Origin of the sequence: Enterobacteriaceae endosymbiont of Donacia crassipes (assembly GCF_012569785.1) — a bacterium.
GTDB lineage: Bacteria > Pseudomonadota > Gammaproteobacteria > Enterobacterales > Enterobacteriaceae.
Genome location: NZ_CP046202.1, coordinates 5,671 through 24,826 on the forward strand (window position 1 = coordinate 5,671; position 19,156 = coordinate 24,826).

Genomic DNA, 19,156 nt, shown 5'->3' on the forward strand with positions numbered 1-19,156 from the left:
GAAGTGAAACATTGTAGTGCCAATGGTAGTGTGAGGTCTCCTCATGTGAGAGTAGGTAAATACCAGGATAAGTTAAAAAGTTTATATTGTTGTATATGAATAATTCATTAAAAATATTAAATACTTTTAATTTACAAGTTAACGCATATAAAATATCTATAATTAAAGATTTACAAAAACTTTGTCAATTATGGACAAAATATAAAAAAAAATATTATCCTTGTTTAGTATTAGGAGAAGGAAGTAACGTTTTATTTTTAAATAATTTTTATGGATTAGTTATTATTAATAGAATTAAAGGTATATATATTAAAGAATCTAAAAAATATTGGAATTTACATGTAAATTCTGGAGAAAATTGGCATAAATTAGTTAAATTTACAATAAAAAATAAAATTTATGGTTTAGAAAATTTAGCACTTATACCTGGTTGTGTAGGTTCAGCTCCAATTCAAAATATTGGAGCTTATGGTTCTAGTATAAAAGATTTTTGCAAATATGTTGATGTTATTGATCCTATAAATAAAAAAATTAAAAGATTTAATAATCAAGATTGTCAATTTAAATACAGAGATAGTATTTTTAAACATAAAAATTATAAAAAATACATTATCATTTCTGTTGGTTTATTTTTACCTAAAAAATGGGTTCCAAATTTAAAATATTATTGTTTAAAACATTTAAAAATTTTTAATATTACTCCTCAAAAAATTTTTAATTATATTTGTAATATAAGAAAAAAAAAAATTCCTAATCCTAAAATTTATGGTAATGCAGGTAGTTTTTTTAAAAATCCTTATATATCTTTACAAAAAGGATTAAAATTATTACAAACATTTCCTAATATGCCCTATACTTTGAAAGATAACTGTATTAAATTATCTGCAGGATGGTTAATTAACCAATGTCATTTTAAAAAATATCTTTATAAAGGAGTAACAGTTTATTCTAAACAGTCATTAATAATTTTAAATAAATTTAATAATTCTTCAGGTATGGATATACTAAATTTTGCAATCAAAATATATAATACTGTCGGAAAAAAATTTAATATTTGGTTAGTACCTGAAATAAGAATTATAGACAATTATGGAGAAATAAATCCTTTAATTTATTTTAAATAATAAAATAATTATTAATTAAATCTATTTTTAAATTAAATACTTATTTTTAATCTTTTAATAATAACTTTTAATGCTAAAATATATCCATATGAACCTAATCCTGATATAACTCCATTCGAAATATCTGAAAAAAAAGATTTTTTTCGAAAAATTTCTCTTTTATATATATTAGTAATATGTATTTCTATAAAAGGGATATTAATTGCCAACAAAGTATCACGTAAAGCAATACTAGTATGTGTAAAAGCAGCAGGATTAAAAATAATATAATCAATTCGATTTTTATATGTTATTAAATAATCTATTAATTTATATTCTGCATTAGATTGAAAATGACTTAATTTGCAATTTTTTTTGTTAATTTTTGTTAATAAAATTTGAATAATATCTTGCAAAGATTCATTACCATATTTATTTGGTTCTCTAATACCTAAAAGATTTAAATTAGGACCATTTAAAATTAAAATATGATATTTGTTTTTTTCCATATCATTTATATTTTTTGTAAAAAAAATTTATTTAATTTATAATTTTAATCTATTTTTAGAGATAATGTAAATTAGTTTTTAATTTTTTTTTATTTATAATAAATAATATATTTTTTATAAATAAAATGTTATTATATAATTACGGTAGATTTAATTTAATTAAAATAAATATAAAATATAAAATTGGATTTTTTTATTATGTTAAAAAAATTTCGGGGAATGTTTTCTAATGATTTATCTATAGATTTAGGAACAGCAAACACCTTAATTTATGTAAAAGGTAAAGGTATTGTTTTAAATGAACCTTCTGTTGTAGCTATAAGACAAGATAAAGCAGGATTCCCTAAAAGGGTAGCTGCTGTTGGATATAATGCAAAACAAATGTTAGGAAGAACTCCAGGTAATATTACAGCTATTAGACCTATGAAAGACGGTGTTATAGCAGATTTTTTTATTACTGAAAAAATGTTACAACATTTCATTAAACAAGTTCATAGTAATAATTTTATGAGACCCAGTCCAAGAGTATTGGTATGTGTTCCTGTAGGAGCAACTCAAGTTGAAAGAAGAGCTATTCGTGAATCTACTCAAGGTGCTGGAGCAAGAGAAGTTTTTTTAATAGAAGAGCCGATGGCTGCTGCGATTGGTGCTGGTTTGCCAGTTTCAGAAGCTACAGGATCTATGGTTATTGATATAGGGGGGGGGACTACTGAAGTTGCAGTTATATCTCTTAATGGGATAGTATATTCTTCTTCTGTAAGAATAGGAGGAGATAAATTTGATGAATCTATTATTAACCATGTACGACGTAACTATGGTTCTTTAATTGGAGAAGTAACTGCTGAAAAAATTAAACACAAAATAGGATCTGCTTATAATAATAATGAAGAAATATTAGAAATAGAGGTAAGAGGAAGAAATTTAGCTGAAGGAGTACCAAGAAGTTTTACATTAAATTCTAATGAAATTTTAGAAGCACTACAAGAACCATTAACTGGGATAGTAAGTGCTATAATGATTGCGTTAGAAAAATGTCCTCCAGAATTAGCAGCTGATATTGCTGAAAGAGGAATGATATTAACAGGAGGTGGGGCATTATTAAAAAATTTTGATAAATTATTAATAGAAGAAACAGGTATTTCAGTTTCTATTGCTGAAGATCCACTAACTTGTGTAGCAAGAGGTGGAGGAGAAGCATTAGAAATGATTGATACACATGTAGGTGATTTATTTAGTGAAGAATAAATTATAATTTTAAGATAATATATTTATGAAATTAATTTTTAATAAAAGACCAATTTGTAAATTAAAAACAATAATTTTTATTATCATATCAACTATTATCATAGTTATTGATATGTATTCTAGTTTTTTTGTAAAAATAAGATATGATACTAATCATATTATAAGTCCTATATATTTTATTTTAAATAAACCATTTTCTATATATGAAAATATATCAAATTTTTTTTTCAAAAATAATATTATACAAAAAAATAATAAATATTTATTTAATAAAATTTTACAACAAAATATACAATTATATGATTTAAAAGAAATTAAACAAGAAAATAATACATTAAAACATATTTTAAAATTACCTCTTTTAAAAGAAAAAATTAGTATTTTAGCAAAAAAAATACCAATTATTTTACCTAGATGTAAAAATGAAATTTTTATTGATAAAGGATCAAAAGATAATATTTCTCCAGGTACAATAGTACTTAATGAACAAGGTGTAGTAGGTCAAGTAATATCCAGTAGAAAAACAAATAGCCAAGTTTTATTAATTTGTAATAAAAATTTTTCTTTACCAGTACAAATACAAAATAGTAATACTACATTTATAATAAATGGGAATGGATGTACAAAATTTTTAAAATCTGAATATATATCTACTGATACAATAATTAAAAAAGGAGATATATTAGTTACATCTGGTTTAGATGAACAATATCCTCAAGGATATCCTGTAGGTACAATAAATAATATAGTTTTTGATAAAGAAAAAAACTTTAATATAGTTTATGTAAAACCATTTTTACAAATAAAACAAATAAAATATGTATTATTATTAATAAATTCTCAATAAAACATGAAAAATTATTTTTTTAAATTATTTATTTATACAACATTTATGATATCATTATTTTTACAAATTTTTTTTACTAAAAATAGTAATATTATTTTACATATACAATGGTTAATATTAATTTTAATTTATTGGATATTATATCATCCATATAACATTAATATTATTACTAGTTTTTTTGTTGGATTAATAATAGATTTTTTTACAAATTATATTTTAGGAGTACATAGTTTATTACTATGTATAATAACTTATTTTTTATTATATAAGCGAAAAATAATTATAAATCTAAATTTAATATATAAGTTTTTATTTATAACTTGTATTTTATTTTTAATTAATTTTATTGTATATAATATAAATAGTATTAATTATAATTACGTAAAATTACTGTTACAAAGTATTTTAAATAGTTTTATATGGGTAATTATTTATTTTTACTTCAAAAAAATCTATTACAAATAAGCATAAAAATTATTTATTTTTATAAAAAAACAAGACATTATTAATTTAATATATATTAATAATAATGTTTTATTTTTTTATAAGTATTATTTTTTTTATCTATTTATTCTTTATAAACAAATATTACTTTGTGGAAGTCCAGATATTTTAGAAGCTTGTTTTATTACTCCATTAGGAAATAAATCAAATAAGATAACACTATTCCATTCTATATTTTTATATTTTTTTTTAAGTTCATTAATAAGTATTCGTATATTTGGATGTATATTATATTTAAAATATAAACTACGTAATACGTATATTACTTTCCAATGATCATTATTCAATTTAATTTTTTCTAAATTAGCTACATTAATAGCTATTTTAGTATTCCATAAAATATTATTATTTTTTTTTATATATAAACTCATTGTATTATATTAATAATTAATATTATTAGAGGAAGAGAGATTCGAACTCTCGAATAGTTTCCTATTTCCGGTTTTCAAGACCGGTGCCTTCAACCACTCGGCCATTCCTCCAATTTTTATATAAAAAACTTATTATTATATGTATAATATTACATTTAATAAAAAAATTAAAGTTAATATTTAATTAATTAGTAATATATGAAAAATAATAATATTAAATCAGGTAATTTATACGTAGTCGCAACACCAATAGGTAACTATGATGATATTAGTAAACGAGCATTAATTACTTTAAATAAAGTAAATTTTATTTTAGCAGAAGATACTAGAAAAACAGGATTATTATTAAAACATTTTAATATTAAAAAAAAATTATATTCTTATCATGAATATAATGAAAAACAAAAAGCAAAAAATTTTTTAGAAAAAATTAAAAAAGGATATAATACAGCATTGGTATCAGATTCAGGAACTCCATTAATTAATGATCCTGGATATAGAATTATAAAATTATGTCGTAAAAAATATATTAATATAAAAATTATACCAATTCCAGGACCATGTTCAGCTATATCAGCTTTATCTGTATCAGGTTTACCAACAAATAGATTTTGTTATGAAGGATTTTTATCCTATAAAAAAAATAAAAGAATTAAAAGATTACAAGAATTAAAATTAGAATATAGAACTATAATTATTTATGAATCGACTCATAGATTATTAAAATGTTTATATGATATAAAAAATATTTTAGGAAAAAATAGATATATAGTTATTGCTAAAGAATTAACAAAAAAATGGGAAAATATACATGGAAATAATGTATCTAATTTAATTAAATGGATTAAATTAGATTTAAATAAAATAAAAGGAGAAATTATTTTAATTATTAGTGGATATAAAAAATTACCTAAAACAAATTTAGAATTATCTCCTAAAGTAATTAAAACATTATTAGATTTAAATAAAGAATTATCATTAAAAAAATCAATAAATATTACTGCAAATATATATTCTATTAAAAGAAATTTTTTATATAAATTTTATATAAAAAATAAATATTAAATAATATTATTATATGATAATATATTAATTTTAAAGTTAATAAAAAACAGTCGCTTTTATTAAAAATAAAAGAGGAAAGTCCGGACTCCATAGGGTATGGTGCCAGATAATTACTGGGAAGTGTAAACTTACGAATAGTGCAACAGAAAAAATACCGCCATAATAATATAAAAGATAAAATATGGTAAGGGTGAAAAGGCATGGTAAAAGCATACCGGTATATTAGTAATAATATATGTCAATGTAAACTCCACCAGGAGCAAGGCTAAATATAAGTTTGTATAACCCGTACTATAAACTTGGGTAAGCTGCTTGAAATAATAAGTGATTATTATTCTAGATAAATGACTGTTCCAAGACAGAATCCGGCTTAAAAAATAACTTTATAATTAACATAATTTTGTATATAAAATTATGCTTTTTCATAAGCATATAAAATATTTTTCATTAAAGTAGCTACAGTAATAGGTCCTATTCCTCCAGGTACCGGGGTAATATAAGAAGCTCTTTTTTTAGCTTGTTCAAAATGAACATCACCTACAATTTTATTGTTATTAATTCTATTAATTCCAATATCTATTACAATAGCACCTAATTTTATCCAATTACCTGGTATAAAATTAGGTTTTCCAATAGCTACTATTAGTAAATCTGCATATTCTATATAATATCGTAAATTTTTTGTAAAACGATGTGTAATTGTAATAGTACATCCAGCTAATAATAATTCCATAGCCATAGGACGACCTACTATATTAGAAGCACCTACAATTACAGTATTTAATCCATAAGTATTAATTTTATAATACTTTAATAATTGTAATATTCCTAAAGAAGTACAAGGACGTAATAATGGAGCTCTTTGACATAAACGACCAATATTATAAGGATGAAAACCATCTACATCTTTTTTAAAATCTATTGTTTCTATTATTTTTATAAAATTAATTTGTTTAGGTAATGGTAATTGTATTAAAATACCATCGATATATTTATTTTTATTTAAAAAATTAATTATTTTTATTATTTCATATTCATTAGTTTTATTTGATAAATCATAAATATCATAAAAAAATCCTAATTTTTTACAGATTTTAAGTTTATTTTTTACATAAATTTTAGATGCTGAATTATTTCCTATTAATATTACTCCTAATCCAGGTTTCCTCTTTCTAGATAATAAAATATTTTTCATTTTTTTATATATGTTAATATATATTTTTTCAGCAATAACATGTCCATTAATAATTTTAGCATTCATTTGATATAACTCATTATAAAAAATAATAAATAAAATAATTTAATTAATTTGAATATATATCATAATAATGATATTATTATTTATAATATTTTTGCGCTCTTAGCTCAGTTGGATAGAGCAATAGCCTTCTAAGCTATTTGTCACAGGTTCAAATCCTGTAGAGCGCAAAATTTTAATAAATATAAAGTTTTTTTTAATACTTATTAGAAGTTAATAAACTAGAAATTAATGTATTTTCAAATATTTTTTATTATTTTATAATTAATAAAATTTATAATTAGATAATAACGAACTTTAAAATTATATCAGAATATATATTTATACAATTATTATAAATAAATAATTAAATTAACTTTTAAATTTAATAAATTTTGAAATGAAAAATCTATTAATGTTTAGTAAAAATACTAATTATTTAAATTTTATTTTAATAAAATATTAATTACTCTAATTACTCTTATTTTTAAATTATTTAAAATTTTACAAAAGAATAATTTTAATTAATATATTAAAATATTTAAAAACTTTTTTATTATAAATAATTATAAATTATATTTTGTATATTCCTTTATTAATAATTTTAAATAATTTATAATTATTATCTTTATAATTACTAAATACATAATTAAATTTGCAAATTCCAATATAAATAATTATATAATTATATAAAAAATAAAAATATCATTAGTAAAAAATATTTTCTAATAATAAAATAATTTTCTGTCTAATATTATAGAATTAATCTTTTTAAATAATTATATTTTTTATAATTATTAAAATTTTAAAGTTATATGTATTAATTTAGTATAAAAAAATATGATAATATCATATTTTTTTTTATATTTATTTTTTATGTACAGATAAAATTTTTTATTATTATTATAAAAATAAATTACATCTACTTATAGATAATTAAAACAATAATACATAATATATTATACATTAAAAATGTAAATAAATATGTATATTATTTTTAATAAACAATACAAAAAATATTTAAATTCAATATCAATAAATATATTTTATTTTGGGTCGTACAGGATTTGAACCTGTGACCAATTGATTAAAAGTCAACTGCTCTACCAACTGAGCTAACGACCCAAATTTATCTTATAAATTTTTATATATTCATTTATTATGGGTGATGACGGATTTGAACCGCCGACCTCCTCCTTGTAAGGGAGATACTCTACCTACTGAGCTAATCACCCAAAAGATAATACTTATATGCTATTATTTTTACTACTTAAATGTCAATATTTTTATTAGAAATTTTAAAATAAAAATATATAATTACTATACTATAGTATATATATATTATAATATAAGCCCAAAATTAAAAATTTTATATATTATGAAAATTGTCACTAGATTTGCACCTAGTCCTACTGGTTATTTACATATAGGTAATATTCGCACTGCTTTGTATTCATGGTTATTTGCTAGAAAAAATAATGGTAAATTTATATTACGTATTGAAAATACTGATCTTAAAAGATCAAAAGATATTTTTATTAAAAATATTATTGAAACATTAAAATGGTTAAAAATTGATTGGGATGAAGGTCCATACTTACAAAGTCAAAGATTAGATAGATATAATCATATGATTAATATCATGTTAAATAATGGTAATGCATATAAATGTTATTGTTCTAAAAAAAAATTAGAACAAAATCAATTTCAACAAAATATTATTAAAAATAATATTAGAAATTGTAAATGTCGAAATATTAAAAATACTATTAGTAGTAATAAACCTTATACAGTAAAATTACATATTTCAAAAAATAAACATATTACATTTATAGATACTATTAGAGGAAAAATTACATTTCAGAATAATATATTAGAAGATTTTATAATTAGACGTTCAAACGGCATTCCTACATATAATTTTTGTGTAGTAATAGATGATTGGGATATGAAAATTACTCATGTAATTAGAGGTGAAGAACATATCAATAATACTCCAAAACAAATACATATTATTAATGCTATTAAAGCATTAATTCCTTCTTATACTCATGTGTCTGTAATTACAGATACATTAGGTAAAAAAATTTCTAAAAGAGACAATAATTTTAATATTATAAAATATAAAGAAAATGGTTATTTACCTCATGCAGTATTAAATTATATTTTACGTTTAGGTTGGTCTTATAATAATAAAGAAATTTTTTCATTAGAAGAAATGAAAAAATTATTTAATTTAAAAAATTTAAATAAATCTTCTAGTATTTTTACTATAAAAAAATTAAATTGGTTAAATAAATATTATTTAAACAAATTATCAGAAAAAGATATGCTTAATTATTTAAAAAATTTTTTTAATAAAAAAAATATAGACATTAATAATGGACCTAAATTAAAAGATTTATATAAAATATTTTATAATAGATGTAATACATTAAATGAAATAAGTAATTTATGTATAATTTTTTATAAAAATCCAACTTATAATAAAAAATTAGTAATTAAAAAATATTTAAACAATAATACAAAAATAATTTTATATTTATTTTTAAAAAATATTAATCATATAAAAATATGGTCTACAAAAAATATAGATTACGTTTTAAAAAAAATATTATCTAAATTAAATGTAAATTTTAAAGAAATAGCAATGACTATACGCCTAGCTATAACTGGAATTGAAAACACTCCTCCTATTAATAATATTTTATATTTAATGGGTAAGAAAAAAATTATATATCATATTAAAAATGCAATAAGTTTTATTAAATTCAATAATTCATGAATTATAAAACTTATTTTTTAATCATCAATAATAATATAAATATATAAAAAATAATTTTACTTATATTAGTTTCTTAATCTAGGTGTTATTAATTGTTTTTTAATTGAAGCAGATAATTCATCTAATGATGAATTATCTAAATGTTCATTTTCTAAAGGTTCTCCTGATAATTGCACTTCTGCTAGATATGTATGTATAGGTTGTCCTGCATCATCTTCCATTACTACATGATACCATGGTTTATTACGTAATGTTATACTTTCTGCAACTTCATCAATTTTAGGATCACGTAAAGAATATTCAGGATCAACATCAACTATAACTCCTAAAAAACCTAATAATTTATGTCTTACTTGTTGACCAATACCAAATTTACTGGTAATCATTATAAGATCCTTTCTAAGATATATTAGAGTTTTAATATTAATTATATAATAAATTTTTTATAAATTAAATATTAAAAATTAAATATATAAAATTTTATATTTTATTGAATTTTTTTATTTTTAATATAACATATATTATATTAAATAATATTAAAATAATTTTTATATAAAATATAAAATATTAAAATTTTTTTTTAAAAAAAAATTATATATGGTTAGACCAATTTCAGCAATTATTAATACTGCTGCATTAAAAAATAATTTAAAAATTATTAAAAACATCGCATTTAAATCTAAAGTTTGGTCTGTTTTAAAATCAGATGCTTATGGACATGGTATTAAAAATATATATCCATTTATTAATTCTAATAGTGATGGTTTTGCTGTCTTAACATTAGATGAAGCTATAATTTTAAGAAAAAATGGTTGTAATAAACCAATTCTTTTATTAGAAGGTTTTTTTGATAAAAAAGAATTATATTTAATTTATAAATATTATTTAACTATTACTTTACATAGTAATTGGCAATTAAAAACATTAATTAAATATAAATCACAATATCCTATTAATATATATATTAAAATAAATAGTGGTATGAATAGATTAGGATTCCCTACAAAAAAAATTCTAAAAATAATATATATTATTAAAAATAATATTAATTTTTCTAAAATTAGTTTAATGACTCATTTTTCAGATACAACAATAAACTCTAATTTTATAAAAAAACAAATAAATAATATAAAAAAACATATTAATAATTATTATAATTTTCCATGTTCATTTGCTAATTCTGCTGCTATTTTATGGCATAAAGATACTCATTATGATTGGGTAAGAACTGGAATTATTTTATATGGAGCTTCACCAACTGGAATATGGGAAGATATTGCTAAAAAAAAGATTAAACCAGTAATGACACTAAAAAGTAAAATTATATCTATACAAAAAATATATCCAGGACAAATTATAGGTTATAATTGTAAATATTATTCAAATAAAAAACGTAAAATTGGAATTATAGCATGTGGTTATGCAGATGGTTATCCTAGAAATATAAATAATGAAACATTTGTTTCAGTTAAAGGTATTAAAGCTAAAATATTAGGTGACATATCTATGGATATGATAGCTATAGATTTACTAAATATTCCAACAGCTCAAATAGGAAACTCAGTAGAATTATGGGGTGATAATATCAAAATAGATGATGTAGCCAAATCAGCAAATACTATTGGATATGAATTAATGTGTTCCTTATCAAAAAGAGTACCTAGAATTTTAAAATAAATTTAATTTATAATTAAAAAAATATAAATATAAAAAATATATATTTACATTTTTATGTTATTATTTTTTTTATATTTTTTATATTTATTCTAGTGAATAATGGTTTAAATTTATTAATTTTTTGATTAATTAAAGGATATTTAATATTATTAAAACATAATTTATGATTTAAAAATAATTCAGTTTTTTTAGATAAAATAGGCATAATTGGTTTTAAATAAACCATAATTACACGAAACATATTTATTCCCATTGAACAAACATTTTGAACTTTTTTTTTTTTTAAACTATCTTTTATTAATAACCAAGGTTTATATTTATCAATATAAGAATTAGCTATATCTGATAAAATTATAATTTGTTTAATAACATGACTATATTTACGTGTAAAAAAATAATTATGAATTATTTCAGATTTTTTAATAAATTTTAAATATAATACAAGATTAATATTTTTAGATAAATTATTATCAAAATAATTATTAATAAAATATGCATTTCTTGAAGCTAAATTAACAATTTTATTAACAATATCTCCATTAATTTTAAATGTAAAATCATTAATATTTAAATCAATATCATTAATATTAGATGATAATTTAGAAGCATAATAATAACGTAAACTATCAGAATCTAAAAATTTTAACCATTTTCTGGCAGTAATAAAATTTCCTCTAGATTTAGACATTTTATATCCATTCAATGTTATATGGCCATGAACAAATACCTTAGTAGGTTTTCTAAAATTTATACCTTCTAATATAGCAGGCCAAAATAAACAATGAAAATAAATTATATCTTTTCCAATAAAATGGTATAATTCTGTATTAGCATTTTTACTCCACCATTGATAAAAATTTAATTTTGTATTTTTATCACATAAATTTTTAAAAGTACTTATATATCCTATAGGCGCGTCTAACCAAACATAAAAATATTTATTAATAGTTTTAGGTATTTTAAAACCAAAATATGGTCCATCTCTAGTAATATCCCATTGTTTTAATCCTAAACAAAACCATTCTTTAATTTTATTTTTAATAACATGATCTAATACATTAGAATTAACCCAATTTTTTAAAAAATCATTAAACTGAGGTAAATCAAAAAAATAATGTTCAGAATTACATAATATAGGTTTTTTTTTAGATAGAATAGAAATCGGATTAATCAAATTAACAGAAGAATAAGTTGTTCCACAATTTTCACAATGATCGCCATATTGATTAATAGATTTACAACTAGAACAAGTTCCTTTTATAAACCTGTCAGGTAAAAAAAGATTATATTTATAATCATATAATTGTTTAATAATTTTTTTTTTTATAAAATTTTGTTTTTTTAAAAGATTAAAAATTAATTTAACAAAAAAAAAATTTTCAACGCTATTTGTAGTATGATAATTATCATAATGAATATGAAATTTTTTTAAATCTAAAACATGTTCGATATATATTTTATTAATTATTTTTTCTGGTCTAACATTTAACTGTTTAGCTTTTAACATAATAGGTGTTCCATGAGCATCATCAGCACAAATGAAATATACTTCATGACCACACATACGATTATATCTAACCCAAATATCTGCTTGTATTTGTTCTAATAAGTGACCTAAATGAATACTACCATTAGCATATGGTAATGCACATGTAACTAACATTTTTTTTTTTTTTAAAAACATAATATTTTTTATATATATTTAATATAAAGTATTAATTATTTCAATTGAAAAATTTTATTATAATATTATTACAAACAGGATACAATAAATATATAGAAAATATTAAATATAAATAACAAAAAATATCTTCATTAATAAATTTATTTGTAATAAGAGGTAACTTAATTTTTTTTTTATATGGCCAAAATAATGAAACTCCTAATGGAGTTAATATATCTGCTATAATATGACTGCAATACCCTATAAGTAAACCTAATTTCATATCAAAAATATGCATTAAGTTTATATTAATAAAAAAAACCATATATCCAAATATTAATATAGATAATAAACTATGTGTAAATCCTCTATGTCCAAATAATTTATTAAAAAGATATGATATAATCTTTACTTTACGTCCTAAAAAAGATTTAGGATGATCAATATCCGGCAATAAACAAGTAACAATAGAAGCAGGAATAATACGCCACCAATCATCATGATACATCATATTAGAAAAAATAAAATGTTGTATTAAAATACTACTAGATATAGCAAATATTATATGTCCTTTAATTGTCATATAAACCTTATTTTAAATAAATTACAAAAATTAAATTATTTTAACTATAATACTATTAATACTAATTTTTTTTATAATTACTTTAATTTTATCAGTAACTTTATATAAAAATTTTTTTTTGTTAAAAATAATTCCTTTTTCTTGATCAATATCAATATTATCTATATTATTACATAAAAATTTTTTAGGAACAAATGCATACGCTCCATTTTTAATTAATCTTACTTTTATACCATAAAAAGATATATCAATAATTTCAGAAATAAAAATTCTATTATGTATTGATATATTTTTAAAATATTGAAAATATAAAAAATTTGATATATCTTTTTTTGCTTGTTTATTTAAAAAACGTTTTTGATTCATTTCAATATGAATATTATTTAAGGATTTTTCTATTAAAAATTTTTTTTTATAAATAATTGATTTAATTAATCGATGATTAATTAAATCTCCAAATTTACGTATAGGAGAGGTCCATGTTGCATATCTTTTTACGCCTAAAGCAAAATGAGGACCAGGTTTTATATTAAATAAAGAAATTAATTGATACTTCTTTATTCTATTTAAAATAAATGATAATTTTAAATTTTTTAATTTACGAAAAATATTTTTATATCCTTCTAATGTCATTAAATATGATTCATTACATTCAATATTATATTTTTTCAGTAATTTTATTATTTTATGAAGTTTATTTATATTAAAACCATAATAAATATTATATATTCCAAAACTTGAATTTTTATATAAAAAATCAGATGCACACATATTAGCTGTAATCATAACAGCTTCAATCATTTTATGAGCTATTCTTTTTTTTTCAATTACTATATCTAGTATAGTCCTTTTTTCTCCAAAAACAAACTTATAATCAATATTATAAAAATTTGTAATATTTTTAATATTCCATTTTTCACGATATAAATAAAATTTATATAGAAAAAGTATTTGGTCTTTTATTTTAGCATTATTTGGTTTCCAATTTCCTTTTTTTTCTATCCAATTTGAAACATCATTATAATTTAATTTTGCATTTGATTTTATCCATCCTGTAAAAAAAATTATTTTATTAGATAAAAATCCATTTTTATCAATAATCATTTTACAAATTAAGGCTGGTCTTTTTTTTTGAAAATTTAAAGAACATAAATTTTCTGATAAAATTTTTGGTAATAAAGAAATTGTTAATCCAGGTAAATAATTAGTAAACATTCTTTGCGAAGCTATTTGATTTATTAGACTATTTGTTTTAATATAGGAAGTAGGATCTGCTATAGCTACATAAATCAATAATTTTTTTTCAGATATTTCTTTTATATATAATGCATCATCTATATCTTTGGTATCTTTATTATCTATTGTAATAAAACATAATTTAGTTAAATCTTTTCTATATATATTTTCTTCTAAAAATTTAATTTTTTCACATAAAGAATTACTTGGAGAATCAATAGAAAGATTATATTTTAATAATATATTCCACCATGGTAATAAATATTTATTATCTATAGTTAGAATATCTGTTATTTCAGCTATAAAAATATCTTTTTCCCCATTTAAAGGATGTTTAATAATTTTAGCTACTACTTTATCATCATTTTTTAAATTTTTTGGAAATTTTTTTATAGAACATTGAATAATATTTCTACATAAAATTTTTTTTTCTGGAATTATATAGATAATATTATTTTTTTTTTTTATTATTCCTTTAAAAATATTAATATTAGATTTTATTAATTTTATTGGTATAACTTTAATTAAATTATGAATATCATTTTCAGCTACAATATAATCTCCTTCCATTACATATTTTAAATGAATTTCAGAAATATGATATATATCATTTTTATTTGTTTCTAAAATTCCTAATTTTTTATTTAAAATTTTAACATAACCTTTAATAGAAGGTAAATTTTTTGTAAATTTTTTTTTTAATTGTAAAAGTAATATATTATTATAAAGCATAAATAAAATTTAAATTTTTTAATATAATTAAAAATATTTTAAATTAAAAAGGGATATCATCTTCAAAATCAAGAATGTTTTCATTTTTATTAATAGATAATTCGTTATTATTATTTTCTACTAAATTAGGTTTATTCAATTTTTTATTCCAAATATTTTTATCTTTTATTAATTTTTTTTCTTTATTTAAAGTAATATTATCATGATTACGTAAATTGTTTAATATTTGCATAGTACCTCCTATACTTACAATAATTTCAGTTATATAGTTATCTTGTCCATTTTGATTTTTCCATTTTCTTGTTTGTAAAGATCCTTCAATATATACCTGAGATCCTTTTTTTAAATACTCATTAGAAATTTCTGCTAATTTTCCAAATATTACTATTCTATGCCATTCGGTTTTTTCTTTATTTTCTCCTGTATTTTTATCTTTCCAATTATCTGAAGTTGCAACTATAATGTTAACAACAGGATTTCCATTAGGCATATAACGTATTTCAGGATTTTTACCTAAAAAACCTACTATAATAACTTTATTTATACCTCTTTTCCCAGCCACTTCTTTTATCCTTTTATAAAAAAAGATTATCTATAATCTCATTCTATTATTACATAAATTTAATAAGAAAAATATAAATTATATTGGAAATAAATTTTCAATAATGCAACGTAATTTTTTCATTGCGTTTTTCTCTAATTGTCTTATACGTTCTGCTGATATACCATAATATATTGCTAATTCTTGTAATGTGATTTTTTTTTTTTTTTTATTTAACCATCTAAGATTAATAATGTTACGACTACGATAATCCAATTTTGAAAGTGCTTTATATAATTTATTTGAAAGAAATTTATTCCAATTATTTTTTTCAATCATATTAGCAAAATTAGAATTATGATCTTTTAAAAAGATATTTGTATTTATATTTTTATTTTTAAAATTATCTTTAATATTAAGATTATCATTCATATCTTGTGCTGACATACGTGTTTCCATTTCACAAACATCTTTAATTGAAACTCCTAGTTTTTTAGCTACTATTTTGATTTCATCTTGATTAAACCAACCTAATTTTTGTTTTGCTTTACGTAAATTAAAAAATAATTTTCTTTGCGCTTTTGTAGTTGCTACTTTAACTATACGCCAATTACGTAAAACATATTCGTGTATTTCTGCTTTAATCCAATGGATAGCAAATGATACTAAACGCACACCAATTTCTGGATTAAATTTACGTACAGCTTTCATTAATCCTATATTACCTTCTTGAATAAGATCTGCTTGTTGCAAACCATATCCAGAATAATATTTAGCTACGTGCACAACAAATCTTAAATGTGATAAAATTAATTTTTTAGCAGCTTCCAAATCGCCTTTATAGTATAATTTTTTAGACAATTCTTTTTCCTCTTTAGAGGTTAAAATTGGATAATTATTAGTATTATAAATATAAGAATCCAATGTTCCTATAAGGATATTAGATGTTCTTAAATTAGAGGTAAATACATTTTTATACATTAAATTCTCCAAAATAAATATTATCAGCATAGTTTAAACTAATTTAAAAGAATAATTAATTATTTATAAAAATAGCGTTTATAAAATTTTTTGCATTAAATAAATTTAAATCAGTGATTTTTTCACCAGAACATAGATATCTTATTGGAATGTTAAATTTATTTGCTAAAGAAAAAATTACACCACCTTTTGCGGTTCCATCAATTTTAGTTATTGTAATTCCTGTTATTCCTATATTATCGTGAAATATTTTAAGTTGATTAATAGAATTTTGTCCAATATTAGCATCTAAAATTAACATAACTTCATCAATACACATATTATTATTTTTTTTTATTACACGTGTAATTTTTTTTAATTCTTCCATTAACATTATATTATTATGTAATCTTCCAGATGTATCTGCAATTAAAATATCAATTTGTTTTTTTTTAGAATAAGAAATTGCATCAAAAATAATAGCTGAGCTATCTTTTTTTTTATAATTTTCTAATAAAATACTATGACTTCTTTTACTCCAAGTAGATAATTGTTCATAAGCACCTGCCCTAAAAGTATCACTAGAAGCTAAAAGTACAGATTTGTTTTGTTTATAAAAATAATATGCAAGTTTTCCTATTGTTGTAGTTTTCCCTGCACCATTTACACCTATAATTAATATTATAAAAGGTTTTTTTTTATTTTTAATTATTAAAGGAACTTCTACTGGAAGTAATATTTTTAACATTTCTATTTTTAGATAATCATACAATTTAAAAGAGTCTTGAATTTTATTTTTTTGTGCATATTTTTTTGTTAAGTTACAAATTTTATTTGTGGTATGTATATCTATATCAGCAATTATTAATGTTTCTTTTAATTTATTAAATAATTCTTTATCAATAATATTTTTTTTTTTAAAAAGATTAATAATTTCTTGACTGATGTTTTTAGTAGTTCTAATTAAATTTTTTTTTAAATAATTAAAAAAACCATGTTTCTTTTTTATATTAAAATTTTGTTTATTTATCATTTTTCTATAAAATATATAAGATGTTTATTATTAAATAATAAATTTAATCAATTACATTAACATAATAATATAATAAAATAAAAATTTAAAGTAATTAATCTTTTAAATTTTTTTATATAAATTATGAAAAAAAAAAAATATCTTAATAAAATTAGTATTATTGCAGGAAAATGGAAAAATAAAAAAATAAAAGTAATAAATAATAAAATATTAAAACCTACAATGAATTTTATACGTGAAAATTTATTTAATTGGATTATGAATGATACTTATCTAAATTGTTTAGATTGTTATGCAGGAACTGGTATTTTAAGTTTTGAAGCTATTTCTAGAAAAAATATTTATTCAGCTACTTTAATAGAAAATAATAAAAAAATATTTCAACAATTAAAAAAAAATATTTATTTTTTAACAGAAAATAATATTTCTTTAATTTTTGATAATACTTTAAAAGTATTATCAAAAAAATCTAATATACAATATGATTTAATTTTTATTGATCCTCCATTTTGTCAAAAAAATATTTTATTAGAAAAAACATGTATGTTATTAGAAAATAATAATTGGTTAAAAAATAATACAAAAGTTTTTATTCAGTATAAAACTAAAAGTAATAAATTATTTTTATCTAAAAAATGGATTAAATATCGACAAAATAAATTTGGTATTGTAACATATTTATTATATAAAATAGCTTTCTTTTAAAAAGAATTATTATATTTTTTGTATTAAAAAATAATATGGTATTTTATCTATTTTTTTTTTAATAATATTAAATTTCATAAAATAACAAAAATTTTTTATATCTATATTAACAAATATATCATTAGTAATGATGATTAAAGTTTCTTTTTTTTTTATTTGGATTAATTTTTTTTTTATCATTATAATTGTATTTGGACATTGTAATTCTCTTATATCTAAAACATAATTTACATTTTTATAAAAATTTTCTTTTTTAAACATTTTGTTTATATTATTAATAATAAATTATTATAAATTATTTTAATATAATAAATAATTTTTTTATAAAATTTATAATTATATTTATTATTAAATAAGGTA

General features: G+C 19.3%; 19 protein-coding genes, 4 tRNA genes and 1 other RNA gene. 10 read left to right on the forward strand and 14 right to left on the reverse strand.

What is annotated here, in order from left to right:
- Nucleotides 1-95 precede the first annotated feature (95 nt).
- Entirely contained in the window at nt 96-1,124 is a 1,029-nt protein-coding gene (murB, locus tag GJT95_RS00025; protein WP_169785765.1) for a UDP-N-acetylmuramate dehydrogenase, read from the forward strand.
- A gap of 32 nt (nt 1,125-1,156) precedes the next feature.
- On the opposite strand, the gene aroQ is transcribed toward murB, so the two are convergent.
- A complete protein-coding gene (aroQ, locus tag GJT95_RS00030; RefSeq protein ID WP_169785766.1) occupies nt 1,157-1,612 on the reverse strand; it encodes a type II 3-dehydroquinate dehydratase in 456 nt (151 codons plus the stop codon).
- A 198-nt stretch (nt 1,613-1,810) separates the two neighbouring features.
- Here aroQ and GJT95_RS00035 point away from each other — a divergent pair, with 198 nt between their 5' ends.
- The 3 genes from GJT95_RS00035 to mreD are packed head-to-tail and all read left to right on the forward strand — an operon-like array spanning nt 1,811 to nt 4,169.
- Nucleotides 1,811-2,857, forward strand: coding sequence for a rod shape-determining protein (locus tag GJT95_RS00035; protein WP_169785767.1), 1,047 nt, complete (start codon nt 1,811-1,813; stop codon nt 2,855-2,857).
- Nucleotides 2,858-2,882: 25 nt separating this feature from the next.
- The gene (mreC, locus tag GJT95_RS00040; RefSeq protein WP_169785768.1) at nt 2,883-3,704 is read left to right on the forward strand and encodes a rod shape-determining protein MreC; all 822 of its coding nucleotides are present in this window, start codon (nt 2,883-2,885) and stop codon (nt 3,702-3,704) included.
- A 3-nt stretch (nt 3,705-3,707) separates the two neighbouring features.
- Nucleotides 3,708-4,169 carry a rod shape-determining protein MreD gene (gene mreD / locus GJT95_RS02305; protein WP_169785769.1) on the forward strand — a complete coding sequence of 154 codons (462 nt, stop codon included), beginning with the start codon at nt 3,708-3,710 and terminating at the stop codon, nt 4,167-4,169.
- Between the two features lie 110 nt (nt 4,170-4,279).
- On the opposite strand, the gene GJT95_RS00050 is transcribed toward mreD, so the two are convergent.
- Both GJT95_RS00050 and GJT95_RS00055 read right to left on the reverse strand, forming a co-directional pair.
- Entirely contained in the window at nt 4,280-4,579 is a 300-nt protein-coding gene (locus GJT95_RS00050) for a TusE/DsrC/DsvC family sulfur relay protein (protein WP_169785770.1), read from the reverse strand.
- A gap of 26 nt (nt 4,580-4,605) precedes the next feature.
- Nucleotides 4,606-4,690 (reverse strand) — tRNA-Ser (locus GJT95_RS00055).
- Between the two features lie 87 nt (nt 4,691-4,777).
- Here GJT95_RS00055 and rsmI point away from each other — a divergent pair.
- Together rsmI and rnpB are read left to right on the forward strand one after the other, a co-directional pair.
- Nucleotides 4,778-5,644 carry a 16S rRNA (cytidine(1402)-2'-O)-methyltransferase gene (rsmI, locus tag GJT95_RS00060; RefSeq protein WP_169785771.1) on the forward strand — a complete coding sequence of 289 codons (867 nt, stop codon included), beginning with the start codon at nt 4,778-4,780 and terminating at the stop codon, nt 5,642-5,644.
- Between the two features lie 32 nt (nt 5,645-5,676).
- An RNA gene (rnpB, locus tag GJT95_RS00065) (RNase P RNA component class A) lies at nt 5,677-6,033 on the forward strand.
- A 23-nt stretch (nt 6,034-6,056) separates the two neighbouring features.
- On the opposite strand, the gene folD is transcribed toward rnpB, so the two are convergent.
- Nucleotides 6,057-6,905: a bifunctional methylenetetrahydrofolate dehydrogenase/methenyltetrahydrofolate cyclohydrolase FolD gene (gene folD, locus GJT95_RS00070; RefSeq protein WP_169785772.1), complete on the reverse strand. Its 849-nt coding sequence runs from the start codon at nt 6,903-6,905 to the stop codon at nt 6,057-6,059.
- A 93-nt stretch (nt 6,906-6,998) separates the two neighbouring features.
- Here folD and GJT95_RS00075 point away from each other — a divergent pair.
- Nucleotides 6,999-7,072: transfer RNA gene (locus GJT95_RS00075), tRNA-Arg, on the forward strand.
- 861 nt (nt 7,073-7,933) lie between these two features.
- Here GJT95_RS00075 and GJT95_RS00080 read toward each other — a convergent pair.
- Nucleotides 7,934-8,006 (reverse strand) — tRNA-Lys (locus GJT95_RS00080).
- 37 nt (nt 8,007-8,043) lie between these two features.
- Nucleotides 8,044-8,116, reverse strand: a tRNA-Val gene (locus GJT95_RS00085).
- Between the two features lie 143 nt (nt 8,117-8,259).
- Here GJT95_RS00085 and gltX point away from each other — a divergent pair.
- Nucleotides 8,260-9,666: a glutamate--tRNA ligase gene (gene gltX, locus GJT95_RS00090; protein WP_169785773.1), complete on the forward strand. Its 1,407-nt coding sequence runs from the start codon at nt 8,260-8,262 to the stop codon at nt 9,664-9,666.
- Between the two features lie 65 nt (nt 9,667-9,731).
- Here the strand turns inward: gltX and hspQ are convergent, their stop codons facing one another.
- Nucleotides 9,732-10,052, reverse strand: a complete 321-nt coding sequence (gene hspQ, locus GJT95_RS00095; protein WP_169785774.1) for a heat shock protein HspQ — start codon at nt 10,050-10,052, stop codon at nt 9,732-9,734.
- 211 nt (nt 10,053-10,263) lie between these two features.
- On the opposite strand from hspQ, the gene alr reads away from it, so the two are divergent.
- Nucleotides 10,264-11,343 (forward strand): alanine racemase, encoded by a 1,080-nt coding sequence (gene alr / locus GJT95_RS00100; protein ID WP_169785775.1) that lies wholly within the window; start codon nt 10,264-10,266, stop codon nt 11,341-11,343.
- Between the two features lie 52 nt (nt 11,344-11,395).
- On the opposite strand, the gene metG is transcribed toward alr, so the two are convergent.
- The 6 genes from metG to ftsY form a co-directional block, all read right to left on the reverse strand.
- On the reverse strand, nt 11,396-13,027 hold the full coding sequence (gene metG / locus GJT95_RS00105; RefSeq protein ID WP_169785776.1) for a methionine--tRNA ligase: 1,632 nt from the start codon (nt 13,025-13,027) through the stop codon (nt 11,396-11,398).
- Nucleotides 13,028-13,067: 40 nt separating this feature from the next.
- Nucleotides 13,068-13,589, reverse strand: coding sequence for a metal-dependent hydrolase (locus tag GJT95_RS00110; protein WP_169785777.1), 522 nt, complete (start codon nt 13,587-13,589; stop codon nt 13,068-13,070).
- Between the two features lie 30 nt (nt 13,590-13,619).
- Complete coding sequence (locus GJT95_RS00115; RefSeq protein WP_169785778.1) at nt 13,620-15,557, reverse strand: exoribonuclease II; 1,938 nt, start codon at nt 15,555-15,557, stop codon at nt 13,620-13,622.
- Between the two features lie 43 nt (nt 15,558-15,600).
- Nucleotides 15,601-16,119 (reverse strand): single-stranded DNA-binding protein, encoded by a 519-nt coding sequence (gene ssb, locus GJT95_RS00120; RefSeq protein WP_169785779.1) that lies wholly within the window; start codon nt 16,117-16,119, stop codon nt 15,601-15,603.
- 78 nt (nt 16,120-16,197) lie between these two features.
- Complete coding sequence (rpoH, locus tag GJT95_RS00125; protein ID WP_211080545.1) at nt 16,198-17,079, reverse strand: RNA polymerase sigma factor RpoH; 882 nt, start codon at nt 17,077-17,079, stop codon at nt 16,198-16,200.
- Between the two features lie 55 nt (nt 17,080-17,134).
- Nucleotides 17,135-18,091 carry a signal recognition particle-docking protein FtsY gene (gene ftsY, locus GJT95_RS00130; protein ID WP_169785781.1) on the reverse strand — a complete coding sequence of 319 codons (957 nt, stop codon included), beginning with the start codon at nt 18,089-18,091 and terminating at the stop codon, nt 17,135-17,137.
- 123 nt (nt 18,092-18,214) lie between these two features.
- Here ftsY and rsmD point away from each other — a divergent pair, with 123 nt between their 5' ends.
- Entirely contained in the window at nt 18,215-18,796 is a 582-nt protein-coding gene (gene rsmD, locus GJT95_RS00135) for a 16S rRNA (guanine(966)-N(2))-methyltransferase RsmD (RefSeq protein ID WP_169785782.1), read from the forward strand.
- A gap of 9 nt (nt 18,797-18,805) precedes the next feature.
- Here the strand turns inward: rsmD and GJT95_RS00140 are convergent, their stop codons facing one another.
- Nucleotides 18,806-19,057 carry a sulfurtransferase TusA family protein gene (locus GJT95_RS00140; protein ID WP_169785783.1) on the reverse strand — a complete coding sequence of 84 codons (252 nt, stop codon included), beginning with the start codon at nt 19,055-19,057 and terminating at the stop codon, nt 18,806-18,808.
- Nucleotides 19,058-19,156 lie beyond the last annotated feature (99 nt).